This is a genomic window from Chroococcidiopsis thermalis PCC 7203 (assembly GCF_000317125.1).
Lineage (GTDB): Bacteria > Cyanobacteriota > Cyanobacteriia > Cyanobacteriales > Chroococcidiopsidaceae > Chroococcidiopsis > Chroococcidiopsis thermalis.
The window spans coordinates 1,573,651-1,587,570 of record NC_019695.1 but is presented as its reverse complement, the minus strand read 5'-3'; the positions used below and the strand labels follow the sequence as shown (position 1 = coordinate 1,587,570).

Genomic DNA, 13,920 nt, shown 5'->3' with positions numbered 1-13,920 from the left:
TATGAAATTAGTGTGGCGATCGCTCTTTTTGTATTCATTTTTTATTGCGAGTTTGGTTAGTCTAGTTCCGCTGGCTAGGGTCAAAGCACAGATCGAACCGGATAATACTTTAGGAACGGAAAACTCTCAAGTAGTGCCTGATATCGTTGATGGAGTCGATTTGATTAATGGTGGTGCGACTCGCGGCTCCAATCTTTTTCACAGTTTTCGCGAGTTTAATCATAGATGAGGGAAGAGGAGCTTATTTTGCTAATCCTGATGGTATTGCCAACATTTTCAGTCGCGTTACAGGGGCAAATCCCTCAAATATTTTGGGTAGGTTGGGAGTATTAGGTAATGCCAATTTATTTTTGATTAATCCCAATGGAATTTTCTTCGGACGCAATGCCAGTTTGGATTTAAGGGGATCGTTTTTTGCGAGTACGGCAGATAGTTTAGTATTTGACAATAATTTTGAATTTAGTGCTAGCGATCGGGCTGCGCCACCGTTGTTGACTGTAAATATTCCCACTGGGCTACGATTTCGAGATAATCCTGGGAGTATTAACGTAACGCGGGATGTTAATACTAATCTAGTTGGACTTCAGGTAGTCCCAGGAAGAACTCTAGCACTGATAGGCGGTGACGTTACCCTTGATAGCGGATTTCTAGCAGCACCAGGAGGACGAATTGAGTTAGGGGGACTCTCAGCAACAGGAACGGTTGGAATAAATAATGACGGTAGCTTGAGTTTTCCCAATAGTGTAGCGCGAGGAGATGTATCGCTGACTAATAATGCTTTTGTCAGTGTCAATGGTGTTGGGGAAGGTAGTATCGCAGTTAATGCCCGCAACCTAGATATATTTTCAGGAAGTGGCTTATTCGCTGGAATCCTGCCAAATCAAGGGGCAATTAGCGCTCAAGCAGGGGATATTACAATTAATGCAACCAATAGAGTAAGAATTGCTGGAGAAGCCAATTCACCTTCACCTAGTACGATTCTCAACTCGGTAGGTGGGCAACTAGTAGGAGATACAGCAATCGGAAATGCAGGCAATGTCATCATCACCACAGAAATCCTTGAAGGAAGAGGCAATTTTGCGATTGGCTCCTCTACGTTTGGACAAGGAAATGCTGGTAAGGTGGTTATTACAGCCAGCGATCGCGTTTCTCTAGAAGGTTTAGCAGGACTTGGTAGGGGAATTGCTAGTGCTGTAGGACAATCTGCTAGAGGCAGTGCCAATGACATTATTATCGATACGCGCTCTCTTTCGTTATCTAACTCTGCTTTAATCACTACTTCCACTCTAGGACAAGGGAATGCCGGAAATATTCAAATCAAAGCAACTGATTCCATTTCCGTAAGTAGTAACTCAAATTTGCAGGCTATTACTTATACATCAGGAGATTCAGGTAATATCAGTATTGAAGCTGCTAATGCCGATGTCTCTTTTGATGGGCAAGGAAGTTTCGCCAGTACTTCTGTAGGCAGAGGCAACATACAAGGAGTTGAGTTTGTAGGAACTGGTCAGGGTGGTGATATTACTCTCAATGCTCGTAACCTCTTCGTGAGTGATGGCGCTAGTGTAATAACCAATACATTTGGACGAGGAAATGCAGGAAATGTGACGATTTCTGCTGGTAATCTAGTCTCTCTCGACCACAGTTTTGTTAGAAGCAATGTAGAAGTTGGAGGACAGGGTAATGGTGGAGACATCACGATTTTTACTGGGTCACTTACGGCGATTGGTGGCGGATCGATAAGTGCTAGCACCTTTGGACAGGGAAATGCAGGAAACATTAAGATTACTGCTCGCGACACCGTTTCCTTCGATGGTACGGATAGAACAGGTAATTTTCCCAGTGCTGCCTTCAGTACTGTAGAAGCAGGAGGTGTAGGCAAAGGCGGGGATATTAACATTGCCGCTAGGTCACTCTCGTTGACAAATGGCGGTTCGCTCAACACCTTCATTCGTGATGCCTCTCGCACACAGCCTGGTGGTAACGGCAACGCAGGAAATGTCAAGCTCGATATTCGAGATACTGTGACGATTGCTGGAATCAGCAACAGTGGTATCGGTAGCGGCATTTTCAGTACTGTAGAAAACGGAGCGCAGGGCAACGGTGGCAGCATTGAATTTATCGCTGGCTTGCTCACAGTGACTGATGGCGGGCAAATCAATGCTAGTACCCGTGGACGAGGAAATGCAGGAAGTATCAGACTCACTGCTGATTCTCTATCTTTGATAAATGGTGGTCAACTCAATACCAATAGCAATGTAGAGAACTATCAAGCAGGCAACATAAAATTAACTATTGCTAAAGATATCCGATTGGATAACCAAGCATTAATTGCTGCTGATACTCAAGGTGGTCAAGGTAATATCGAGCTGGAATCGCGCGATCTAATCTTACGCCGCCAAAGTAACATCACGACCAATGCCCAAGGTGATGTTACTGGAGGAAATATCACGATTAATACTGGAAATCTCGTTGCTTTGCCCAGAGAAGATAGTAACATCACTGCTAATGCTGAAGAAAGCTTTGGTGGCAGAGTAAGTATTGCTGCTGATGGTATTTTTGGCATTAGGTTTCGAGAACAACCAACTCCAGAGAGCGATATTACTGCTTCTTCCACACTAGGAACGGATTTCAGCGGTACTGTCGATCTCAATACTCCAGATGTAGATCCTAGTCGCGGGTTGATTGAATTGCCGGAAAATGTAGTCGATCCTTCGACACAAATTGCTCAGAACCCCTGCCAGCGCAGTGTAGGAAGTGAATTTACCGTGATAGGACGGGGAGGATTGCCACCTAGTCCCAACCAAACCCTCAGCAGCGATAACGTGCGAGTTGGTATAGTTTCACCTGTTCCTAGTAAAGCTAATACTGCGACAACAAATATTAACTTACCATCCGTAAATTCTCATACTCAAGAAATCGTACCTGCTCAAGGATGGGTGTTCAACAACAAGGGTGAGGTGATTCTCACGGCTTACGATCCAACGAATAAAGGTGTTGAGCGTTCTAGGCAAAATCCTGCTACTTGTGCGGCACGTTAATTTAAAAAGTCAAAAGTTAAAAGTCAAAAGTCAAAATTTGGGAATTTTTCAAATTAAATATGGACAAGAAAAAGAGCTGGGCGATCGGAAATTGTAGCTATGCGGGCAAAACCCACCTGCGCGGGTTATTTAAAATTCTATTTATGCGATGTACGATTTTTTTCTTAGCCACGCCACTTTGCTCAAGTCGGGAAACCCGCCCATGCAAGTGGCTCCCCTTTTTAAGGGGATTGGGGGATCGCAGAACTACGCTACTCATGAAGAGATCCCCCCTAGCCTCCCTTAAAAAGGGAGGAAAAAGTGAAAGTTGCACATTGCGTCTAGTTTTTTTCTTAGTCCGCGCAGGCGGAAAGAGTTTGTGTAAAAGCGAATTTGATTCGCCCCGATTGTGGGGAAAACTTGCCAGTCCTCGCAGATCCCCCCAACCCCCCTTAAAAAAGGGGGCTATGAGATTGAAGTTATTTCTGGTAGTTTTACTATTTTTTTTGTCGGCAACAGTTACACCTGTTATTGCTTCAAATTTATCGAATTCTGTTATCCAAGCTCAACAAACTACTACGCAACTTACTAATAATGCAGCCAACTTATTTCAGAGTGGAAGATATCAAGAAGCAGTAGAGGCATGGAAGCAAGCTATCAGTGCATTTGCCGCTCAAAAAGATAGTCTAAATCAGGCAATGGCGCTGAGCAATCTATCTTTAGCTCACCAAAAATTAGGACACTGGGAACTAGCAAAAAAGGCAATCGCTAACAGTTTAGCTCTCTTAAAAAATCAATCTCAAAGTCAAGAAGAACAAAAAATTCTGGCTCAAACTTTAGACATTCACGGGAATTTGCAAAGGGAGATGGGGCAAGCAACAGATGCTTTGTCAACTTGGCAAGCTGCAACGAAAATTTACGAGCAAATTGAATCAAGTCTAGCAGCTCAAAGCAAAATTAACCAAGCTCAAGCGATGCAAGATTTAGGACTTTATTCCCGTGCTTGCAAGACTTTATTAGAAGTAGTAAATGTGAATATAAAAGCTGATGATTGTCAAGACATAAGTTTGATATCTTCAGAAGAATTAACAAATAAACTACAAGCCGTAGCGACAAAAACACCGACTCTAACTCAAATAGTCGGATTGCGAAGTTTAGGCGAATTACTTCGCTCGATCGCCTAGCCAGAGCGATCGCTAATATTTTTAGAAACGAGTTTAGAACTAGCGCAAAAATTGAATTCTTCCGCAGAAGTAGCTGCAACTCATCTCAGCATTGGTAATACAGCACAAACTTTATCAGAAACAGAAAGAGTTCGCCGCAAACGCGAGAGCAACCAAGAAAAAGCATTAACTGCTTACGATGAAGTCATCAGGCTAACTTCCTCGTCAACCCTGCGTCAGCAAGCACAGCTAAATCAATTGACTTTATTGTTAAAACTTCAGGACTTCGATCGCGCTGCTCAATTATGGCGATCGCTCTTTCCCCAACTAACTATTTTAACCCCCAGTCATACAGGTGTTTATCAACAGCTGAATTTTGCCCAAAGTTTAATTAAGTTAGCCTTTGTAGGGGCGGGTTTATCAGATATGTCTGGAAACAAACCAATAATCCAGCTAAACCTGCCCATCCAAAAGTCAGGAAATGCAAAAATACAACTACCAACATTTGAGCAAATCGAGCAACTTTTAATCCAAGCAACCGCACAAGCTACAACTTTAGGAGATAAACGCGCTCAAGCCTACGCTTTGGGGTATCGAGGTGAATTGCACGAACTGGCAGGAAAACAGAATTTATCACTAGCCGAGCAGTATACTCGACAAGCCCTCAGTATCGCCACCAATTTTGAAACCCCAGATATTGCCTACCAAATGTTTTGGCAATTAGGACGCATCCAGAGAGCAAATGGCAATATTCCAGAGGCGATCGCGGCTTATACTAAAGCCTACGATGCCTTGCAATCAATACGTAGCGATCTCGTCGCCATTAATCCAGAAGTCCAGTTTTCGTTTCGCGAAAGTGTTGAACCAGTCTATCGCCAGTTGGTAGAACTCGATTTAGAATATGCCTCTAGCTTGGAAAAAACGGGCAAGCCAAAGGATGGCGCGAAATATCTTACCCAAGCACGAAATGCGATCGAATCTCTACAACTAGCAGAACTTAACAATTTTTTCCGCGAAGCCTGTGTCGAAGCAAATCCCCAACAGATCGATCGCATCGATCCCAAAGCAGCAGTAATTTATCCGATTATTTTCCCAGATCGGCTAGAAGTACTGCTGAGCTTACCCAATCGAGATCCCAGCCTGCATACGCAAAAAATTCCGCCCGCACAGCTAGCCAACACCATAGAAAGCGTACAGCAATCGCTGATCGAGCCTCAGAGCGTCGTACAGGAATTTTTACCCCAATACCAACAACTGTACGATTGGCTGATTCAACCCCTAGAAACAGAGTTAGCCAAATCTCAGGTTAAAACCTTAGTTTTCGTCCTCGACGGAGATTTGCGAAACATCCCAATGGCTATTTTGCGCGATCGCCGCAGCAATAAATATCTCATTGAAAAATATGCCTTGGGCTTAACTCCAGGCTTACAACTACTCGATCCCAAACCGATTGCAGATGTCGAGCCGAAAGCTTTAGCAGCAGGAATTAGCAAAATTCGTCCTAACTTTGCTCCTCACCAAGGTTTTGAACCACTGAACAACGTGCAAGTAGAACTTGCCCAGATTCAAAAACTAGGGTTAGCAGCCCAGGAATTTCTCAACGAACAATTTACCAGTAACCAAATTAAGCAGGCAATTAGCGATTTTCGGTTTCCCATAGTCCACCTGGCGACTCACGCCCAGTTTAGTTCTGTAGCTGACGATACTTTTATCCTTGCCTGGGATCACCGAATTAACGTCAAACAGCTAGGTAATTTACTGCAAGATAATCCAATAGGACGCGAGCCAATTGAATTGTTAGTGCTAAGCGCCTGCGAGACAGCCAGCGGAGACAAAAGGGCTACTTTAGGACTCGCAGGAGTTGCAGTAAGAGCAGGGGCAAGGAGTACGCTAGCAACGCTGTGGGCGGTACAGGATGAAAGCACTGCTAAGTTTATGGGCGAATTTTATCGCCAGATCGAACAAACCAGGAAGACAAAAATCGGTAGTCGCGCCGAAGCAATGCGTCAGGCGCAACTATCGCTGCTGCAAGACAAGCGGTACAGCCATCCTCACTTTTGGAGTCCGTTTGTTTTAGTCGGTAATTGGCAGTAGATAAAATACACGTAGGGGCGCACAGCTGTGCGCCCCTACGAATTGCGTCCCCTACGAATTGCGTCCCCTCCGAATTGCGCCCCTACAAGTGTATTACCTAAAAATCAGGTGGTAGCAGGACCCGATCGACCTCAATAATCACGCCATTTTGAGTGACAATCGAGGGGTGCTTGCCATTAGCATCGTTGAGCTTCACCGTCCCATCAGGAGCGATCGCAATTTTGACAGCATTGCCTTCAACTGTGGCGATCGCACCGCTATCGACGCGATCGGGGGTAACATGACCTGAGACGACGTGATATTGCAGTACTTTCTTCCGGTTTTCTGGCTGGCTGTAGCGCTGAAAGATGTCTTTAGGCAAGGCATTAAAAGCATCATCAGTAGGCGCAAAAATCGTGAATGGTCCCGATTGCTTTAAAGTATCCAGTAAACCAGCTTCTTTTAGCTCATCAACGAGATTGGCAAATTTAGCTTCTTTGGAGAGAGTATCGGCAATACTGCTCTTAAAACTGCGATAGGGATAGCTACTATAAGCAGAAGGTTGAAATAGCGCGTAACGAGGATAAAATCTGGCAGCCACAGGAGCAGCAACTAGGGCAAAAACTCCAGCAACTCCCGCCAAACCAGCTAATTTCCACCAAATTCTCATCGAGAAATTAGACTTTTGAATATTCATAGATTAGTCTTGTAGTCAGGATTTGTCCTAAAAAATAGATTATCCGAGCGATCGCACCACCATCTACCTATACAGTTGCTAGCAGTTGGATTCGCAAAACTTCCTGCATAAATCAACGATTTTGTAGGTATATCTAGCATTTACCAAAATTGTTACGGCAGGCGATCGCTATTTTGAGAGAATGAAGGTCGTAAACTGCTGGCACAAGGCACAAATTATCAACAGCGCGAATGTCATGCGCAAACGTTGTAAAGCCTCTCTAGATTCTTTGCAGCGTTTTATCCGGTTTCTGACTTCTGTACGGGCGGGTTTGACCAATAACATACTCGTCTAGCTACAGTCAGCACAAATCAACCTGCCCCTACGACTCCTGATTTTTGACTTTTGACTTCGCCATGACTATCACTATTTCTCTCAAGGCTGACAACTTCAACAGCTTAGATGTATTGCCAGCTGCCAAGACGATCGAAAATATATCGCAAGAAAAATCGGCGATCGCCACTTACGAGCAGCAACTTCGCTTCGAGATCGATTATCCTCGTCCCTCAGACGATCCACGGGAACTGTCTGAAATTCCCGAAGTACGGATGTGGTTTATTCGCCTTGACAGTCGCTATCCCTGGCTACCTTTTCTCTTAGATTGGAAAGCAGGCGAACTGTCCCGCTACACTGCTATGCTGGTTCCCCATCAGTTCCATCGCCAAGAAGGAATTCAATTCAATCCCGAAGCCCTAGAAATTTTCCTCATGCAAAAAGTATTTGTTCTGCATGACTGGCTACAACAAATGGGGATCCCCAGCACGGCACGGTTGAAATCTATGGGTCAAATGCTAGGCTACGACTTAGACGATGACTTGTTTGGAATGTTATGAATAGTCATTCGTCATTTGTCATTGGTTATTTGTAAGGAGTCAGACGTTGTAGGGGCAGGTTTACCAAAAAACTCCGTGCTAAACAGAGAGTATAAATGAACCCGCCCGTACAGGAGTCAGGAAATTTTGAATTGCGACTTGCCACTTGTCTCCCTTGTCTCTCTTGTCCCCCTTGTCTCCCTGCTCCCTGCCTAAATCAGCCGCCCCAAACTCGTTCTAAAACAGTTTGCGGTGCGATGTCTGAGAGTTTGCCTGTAGGAGATTTGATGGCGATACAGCGATCGCTCGGTGGGATTAACTTCTTGGGATCTGTAGCTCCAAACAACGCAATCGTATAGGTTTGCACTGCTACTGCTAGATGCATGGGCGCGCTGTCAGTACATAGCAATAAATTGGCAGCAGCAACGATCGCTGCTGTTTTCCCAATATCTGGGGGATTTGTCACCTTCAGATCGGGAAATGCTTCCTGTAGCGATCGCACCAACTGCTCGTCCTCTGCTGTTTGCACTAGGATCGCAATTGGTAGATCCGGCTGACGCTGTTGCAAATTTTGAATCACTTGTCGCCAACTTTGGACGGGGTAGGTTTGGATGCTGGTTTTCGCAGCCGCAAGTTGGCTAGAGCCGCCGTGAATTAATATGTAACCGCTATCTTTGATTCCCAGTCGTTGCTGCTCTTTGTCTGCCCATTCTAGGTCTGATTTGGGGACGTTAATCGTTAAATCGGGACAGGGGGTAGAAATCCCCAATCCTTTGAGCAGATCGTGATACATTGCCGCGACATACTGCTCGGTTTTGAGGGGGACGGAGTTCGTCAGAAACAGATTTCCTCCCCCCTGGTAGCTGACTCGCACTGCAACGCCACTCAGCCAGAGCGCCATGCCTACAAAAGGGCGCTTTCCGGCACAAATCGCGATATCGTATTCGCGATCGCGGATATTACCGATTAGATCGACCCATTCGGTCAAACTGTTACGGTCTTTAAAGTCGAACTTTAGCACGTTGGACACGGACTTACAGATTCGGTACGCTCCCAAAGAGCCAGGCTCTGCCACCACATCGATTTCAGCGTCGGGATAATTTCGCTTCAGATCGTCCAGGGTGGGAAAGAATAGAATTTGGTCGCCAATCCCGCCAGGGACTAGGGCTACTATTCGCATATTTACTGTTCTACGCTTACTCGCTCCTATTTTAGGGGAACATATACTTATGCGAAACGATAAAAGCGTACATTTTTTCAGTTCACAGGAAATAGGGAACAAGGGACAGGAAACAGGCAACAGGAAATAGCAAGCTCTTTTCACGCATCACGACGCGGCTTCATTGCGGAGGAAACCTCCGCTTCCGCCCGCTTCACCACGCACCACTCACCACTTTCTTAAGAAACTGTGTATTTATTAATTCCAGCCGCCGGAATGGGACGAAGAATGGGCAGCGATCGCAATAAGCTGCTGTTGACGCTGCGATCGCAACCTCTAATCGCTTGGACGCTACGCGCAGCCGAAGCATCTCATGAAATTAGTTGGATCGGCATTATCTCTCAACCCGCCGATTGGGTAGATTTGAAGGAGATCCTGGGGGGTTTATCCCTGAATAAACCTGTGGAATTCATTCAAGGGGGAACCACCCGCCAAGAGTCTGTTTACAATGGCTTACAGGCTTTGCCAGCAGACGCTAAACAAGTCCTCATCCACGATGGTGCAAGATGTCTCGCTACACCAGAATTATTCGATCGCTGCGCGGTAGGAATTCGGAATTCCGAATTCCGAATTCCGAATTCAAAATTTTCTGACTCCCGACTCTCGACTCCCGACTCCCCAATCCAAGGCTTAATTGCCGCAATCCCAGTCAAAGACACGATTAAAGTCGTCGATGATGCTGGATTCATTCAAGATACACCAGACCGCAGCCAGCTTTGGGCGGCGCAAACTCCACAAGCTTTTGACGTGCAATTATTGAAGCAGTGTCACGCAAAAGGTCTGGAGCAAGGTTGGGAAGTTACAGACGATGCAGCTTTGTTTGAAAAGTGTGGCTTACCCGTACACATTGTTGAGGGCGAAGAGACAAATTTAAAATTGACGACACCAATGGATTTGGCGATCGCAGAGTTTATATTACAGCAAAGATTAGAAATTGGTAATAGATAATTGTTTACTAGTGTAGAGGCATTACATGTAACGTCTCTACACTAGTAATGGATGATTAATTGACAAATGAAAAATGAGACAAATCTTTGCTATGGGTGGCGGCGGATTTTCTATGGAACCAGGAAATCTTCTGCTGGATAAATACATTCTGGAACTCGCAAAAAAGGAAAAACCAAAAGTTTGTTTTCTTCCAACTGCTAGCGGCGATTCTGATAAATATATTGTTCGATTCTATTCAACTTATATTAACTTGACCTGTCAGCCTTCTCATCTATCTTTATTCCTACCACCTACAGCCGATCTCAAATCTTTTATTCTCGACCAAGACATCATTTATGTAGGTGGCGGAAATACGAAAAGCTTAATTGCCCTTTGGAGAGAGTGGGGACTAGATAAAATTCTTCAAGCAGCTTGGGAAAATGGCGTTATTCTTGCTGGTTTAAGTGCTGGTTCTATTTGTTGGTTTGAACAGGGAATAACTGATTCTATCCCCGGGCAATTGACTGTTTTACAATGTCTTGGCTTGCTCAAAGGTAGCAACTGTCCTCATTATGACGGCGAACCGGAAAGAAGACCAGCTTACCATCGGTTATTATCTCAAGGATTAATTAACCCTGGATATGCTGCTGATGATGGTGTTGGCTTCCACTTTGTTGGTAGCAAACTAGAAAAGATTGTTAGTTCCCGTCCTTTCGCAAAGGCGTATCAATTAGCAAAATTAGATGGAACAGTTACGGAAACAGTTTTAGAACCAATCTATTTAGGCAAGGATAAATGATAGTTGTAACTTTGCCCATTCTGTCATCAGTAGCGGTTGCTGCCATATTCACCTCTCTTAGAATACGCGATCGCTACACTTTAGTAGACTTTGCTACCAACCCCAATTGCAACCCCGATGGATAGCTACCTTCTTCCTTGATCCGCTTGATTTCTACTTCGGAAATCCGTAGGTTAAGTTTAGGTGCGATCGCTTTGATAATATCGCCTCGATCTATCGTTCCCGCTATAGCTCCAGCTGGAGAAAGTACGGTTAGACGGGGTAGTTGCTGGCTTTCCATCTGGTTGATGACTTCAACTAAAGATGTCGATTCCTCAACGTGGGGGATTTCAGTGAGGGGATGAGCGATGCTGTGTAAAGTTTGCGTTTCCCACTGACTGCGTTCGACAAGGCGCAAATCGTCAATCGATACCATTCCACGATACCGCCCATCGGATGCGGCAAAATAAGTTTGTGGGGCGGATGTTTCGAGCAGATAAAGGTCGGCAAAAGCCCGCAAGCTCATATCGGCATCTACGACGCGAAAATCGCGGGACATAGCATCGGTAGCGTGCAGTTGCAGCAAGGCTTCTTGTAATTTCGTGATGCGCTCGTATGCACTAGCATGGCGAATACCAAACCATCCCAGCAGCACCAACCACAGACCGCTGACTAATTCACCCGTAAAGAATTCTATTGCCGCACCAGTCGCGATCGCCGACCAACCCAAAAATTGTCCAGTTCTTGCCGCCCAACGCACCGCTTGAAAACGATTCCCCGTTACCTTCCACACTGCTGCTTTTAATACCTGTCCTCCATCTAAAGGTAAGCCAGGAATTAAATTAAACAGCGCCAAAATTAAATTCACTCTGGCTAAGTCTGTCACCATGACATTAGCCAAACTCGACGCAGGCAAAACCAAGCCGATCAGAGCAAGAATACCAAACAAACCAATACTCACTAAAGGTCCGGCGATCGCCACTTGTAATGCTTCGCCTGGGGTTTTCGATTCTTCTTCAATCGAAGCAATTCCACCAAAAAGGAATAAAGTAATAGAATTAACCTTAATTCCTTGCGATCGCGCCACTAAGCTATGACCGAGTTCGTGCAGCAAGACCGAACCAAATAACAGCAGTGCGATCGTTAAACCCGCACTTCCAGCTAAGATATTTCCCCAAGGTGAATAACTCAACCCAAAATTGAGGGCAACAAAAGTTAAAATAACAAACCACAAGGGGTCTAAAAATAGTGGAATGCCCCATAAAGCTCCAATTCGCCAACCTGTTTGCATGGGATTTTCCTAAACCAAATTTCTATCCATCTGAACTATAGGTTATGGCTTAAATAAGATTCGATTGCCGGATTGCGATGCGATCTCAAAAATTACAAATCTTACTAGCCCCTATATTTTCTAGGATAAAAGATTTGGCGATCGCACTAGGTTTAATTGAATTCGCGCTAACCGTACAACTGCAATTGTAGAAATACTCAAAGTTATATATACAAAAGCAAAGACGCAAATAATTCTTAGTGCATCTGCGTCTTTGCGCGGGCAATTTGCCTACCTATGCTCGGTGTATTGCTTTTAGTTACGGATAACCGTATTCATCGATCTACTTGATAATGCCCAAGATATTTAAACTCAGCACTAATGGAATGCCGATGACATGCCCTGCACTCATGGCAGCAAGGAAAGAACCAATACTGGGATTATTGAAAATTCCGGCAAATGGTCCTAAAGGAAACTTAGTGCCAACGTGAGGATAGCGAATCGTGCGGGGAATAATCAACAGAAAAACTAAACAAGTAGCAACAATGACTGCCGATCCAGTCCAACTCCACTTGACTGTATCGGGAACAGTTGGTTGAACTTCGGCTGCTGCAAGCAAGAGTGATTCCAACAAAGCTTTAACTCCTAAGATCGATAGGGCTTGGCTACACTCCATCAAAGTGACTTTGCCAAGAAATTTTATCTGTCTTAGGAGTTAATGTCAGTTATCAGTTATCAGTTATCAGTTGTCAGTAGGAGTCAGGAGCCAAAAGTCAGGAGTCAGAAGTTAGAATTTACTGGTTGCTGGTCACTGGTCACTGGTCACTGATAACTGCTCCCGCAAAAATCTAGCTCAACCAACCGAGGTTGGATAGTCCGAGGACGATTCCGGCTCCGACGACGTGACCAAATGCCATTGATGCAACAAATGTACCAACGCTGGGACTGCCCAATACTGGTAAGTTTACGGGTAACTTAGCGCCGACTTGAGGATATTTGATACTGCGGCTAGCGATTAGCAGTATTAATAAGGAGCTAGCACTGATAATCAGTGCTACTTGCGGACTCCAGCTGATAGTGTTGGGAACAGTTGGTTGTGTGGCAGCTAGTAAAATTGTATTAATCAAGGTTTTTTCTCCTACATCGAACTATGGAGCGCAATTTCAGGATTATCAAAATTGCTTTGCCAGGAGATAGTATTTGTTTTAATAGTTAACATTAGCTTTAATTTTCTACACAAACTTGGCTTGTATGCGAATCAAAATTTGCGGCATTACGAAACCAGAACAGGGAAAAGCGATCGCCTCTCTTGGCGCAACTGCTTTAGGGTTTATCTGCGTTCCCAACACGCCTCGCTATGTCAATCCCACCCAAATTCGAGCCGCGATCGCGCAGCTACCAGCTACGGTAGACCGGATCGGTGTTTTTGCCAACACCACCATAAAAGACATTAGCCAAATTGTCGCAGCCACGAAATTGACAGGGGTACAGTTACACGGAGACGAAACACCCGCTTTTTGCCATCAGTTAAGATCCTTGCTGCCCGATGTAGAGATTGTCAAAGCATTGAGAATCAAAAATACAGAAGCACTGGAGCAAGCAGCTAATTACACCACGTATGTAGATGCTCTCCTACTCGATGCATACGATCCTCAGCAGTTAGGTGGTACGGGAAAAACGCTAGATTGGAATGCTTTACAACAATTTCAACCGAGTTGTCCTTGGTTTCTCGCCGCCGGACTCACTCCAGATAATATTCTGGCTGCTTTAACTCAACTTCGTCCTCATGGCATTGACTTATCCAGTGGCGTAGAACGTTCTCCAGGAGATAAAGATTTAGATAAGGTTGCTCGACTATTCGAGCAATTGCGCTTAGCGATCGCTAATTGACGATCGTTTAGATTTCGCTCTCAGCTGTTATT

General features: G+C 44.9%; 13 protein-coding genes. 8 read left to right on the top strand and 5 right to left on the bottom strand.

Features of this window, described 5'->3' with window-relative positions; all coding sequences use genetic code 11:
- The first annotated feature begins 1 nt into the window (after position 1).
- From CHRO_RS33205 to CHRO_RS07005, 4 genes are all read left to right on the top strand, one after another.
- Positions 2 to 229, top strand: coding sequence for a hypothetical protein (locus tag CHRO_RS33205; protein ID WP_051033181.1), 228 nt, complete (start codon positions 2 to 4; stop codon positions 227 to 229).
- Positions 168 to 3,041 carry a two-partner secretion domain-containing protein gene (locus tag CHRO_RS07015; protein WP_219336094.1) on the top strand — a complete coding sequence of 958 codons (2,874 nt, stop codon included), beginning with the start codon at positions 168 to 170 and terminating at the stop codon, positions 3,039 to 3,041. The genes CHRO_RS33205 and CHRO_RS07015 overlap by 62 nt, the downstream gene beginning before the upstream one ends.
- 446 nt (positions 3,042 to 3,487) lie before the next feature.
- Entirely contained in the window at positions 3,488 to 4,204 is a 717-nt protein-coding gene (locus CHRO_RS33200; RefSeq protein ID WP_219336093.1) for a tetratricopeptide repeat protein, read from the top strand.
- A 51-nt stretch (positions 4,205 to 4,255) separates the two neighbouring features.
- Positions 4,256 to 6,277: a CHAT domain-containing protein gene (locus tag CHRO_RS07005; protein ID WP_015153495.1), complete on the top strand. Its 2,022-nt coding sequence runs from the start codon at positions 4,256 to 4,258 to the stop codon at positions 6,275 to 6,277.
- A gap of 97 nt (positions 6,278 to 6,374) precedes the next feature.
- On the opposite strand, the gene CHRO_RS07000 is transcribed toward CHRO_RS07005, so the two are convergent.
- Positions 6,375 to 6,953 carry a fasciclin domain-containing protein gene (locus CHRO_RS07000; RefSeq protein ID WP_015153494.1) on the bottom strand — a complete coding sequence of 193 codons (579 nt, stop codon included), beginning with the start codon at positions 6,951 to 6,953 and terminating at the stop codon, positions 6,375 to 6,377.
- Between the two features lie 395 nt (positions 6,954 to 7,348).
- Between CHRO_RS07000 and CHRO_RS06995 the strand changes: the two genes are divergently transcribed.
- Positions 7,349 to 7,825: a CRR6 family NdhI maturation factor gene (locus CHRO_RS06995; protein ID WP_015153493.1), complete on the top strand. Its 477-nt coding sequence runs from the start codon at positions 7,349 to 7,351 to the stop codon at positions 7,823 to 7,825.
- Positions 7,826 to 8,021: 196 nt separating this feature from the next.
- Here the strand turns inward: CHRO_RS06995 and CHRO_RS06990 are convergent, their stop codons facing one another.
- Complete coding sequence (locus tag CHRO_RS06990; protein WP_015153492.1) at positions 8,022 to 8,984, bottom strand: glycosyltransferase family 9 protein; 963 nt, start codon at positions 8,982 to 8,984, stop codon at positions 8,022 to 8,024.
- 228 nt (positions 8,985 to 9,212) lie between these two features.
- On the opposite strand from CHRO_RS06990, the gene CHRO_RS06985 reads away from it, so the two are divergent.
- A complete protein-coding gene (locus tag CHRO_RS06985) occupies positions 9,213 to 9,971 on the top strand; it encodes an IspD/TarI family cytidylyltransferase (protein ID WP_015153491.1) in 759 nt (252 codons plus the stop codon).
- Positions 9,972 to 10,044: 73 nt separating this feature from the next.
- Complete coding sequence (locus CHRO_RS06980; RefSeq protein ID WP_015153490.1) at positions 10,045 to 10,749, top strand: Type 1 glutamine amidotransferase-like domain-containing protein; 705 nt, start codon at positions 10,045 to 10,047, stop codon at positions 10,747 to 10,749.
- A 73-nt stretch (positions 10,750 to 10,822) separates the two neighbouring features.
- Here the strand turns inward: CHRO_RS06980 and CHRO_RS06975 are convergent, their stop codons facing one another.
- The 3 genes from CHRO_RS06975 to psaK form a co-directional block, all read right to left on the bottom strand.
- Positions 10,823 to 12,019 carry a site-2 protease family protein gene (locus CHRO_RS06975; protein WP_015153489.1) on the bottom strand — a complete coding sequence of 399 codons (1,197 nt, stop codon included), beginning with the start codon at positions 12,017 to 12,019 and terminating at the stop codon, positions 10,823 to 10,825.
- Positions 12,020 to 12,341: 322 nt separating this feature from the next.
- Positions 12,342 to 12,674, bottom strand: coding sequence for a photosystem I reaction center subunit X-like protein (locus tag CHRO_RS06970; RefSeq protein WP_015153487.1), 333 nt, complete (start codon positions 12,672 to 12,674; stop codon positions 12,342 to 12,344).
- A 172-nt stretch (positions 12,675 to 12,846) separates the two neighbouring features.
- The gene (gene psaK / locus CHRO_RS06965) at positions 12,847 to 13,125 is read right to left on the bottom strand and encodes a photosystem I reaction center subunit PsaK (RefSeq protein WP_015153486.1); all 279 of its coding nucleotides are present in this window, start codon (positions 13,123 to 13,125) and stop codon (positions 12,847 to 12,849) included.
- A 124-nt stretch (positions 13,126 to 13,249) separates the two neighbouring features.
- On the opposite strand from psaK, the gene CHRO_RS06960 reads away from it, so the two are divergent.
- Positions 13,250 to 13,888, top strand: a complete 639-nt coding sequence (locus tag CHRO_RS06960) for a phosphoribosylanthranilate isomerase (protein WP_015153485.1) — start codon at positions 13,250 to 13,252, stop codon at positions 13,886 to 13,888.
- The last annotated feature ends 32 nt before the right edge of the window (positions 13,889 to 13,920 follow it).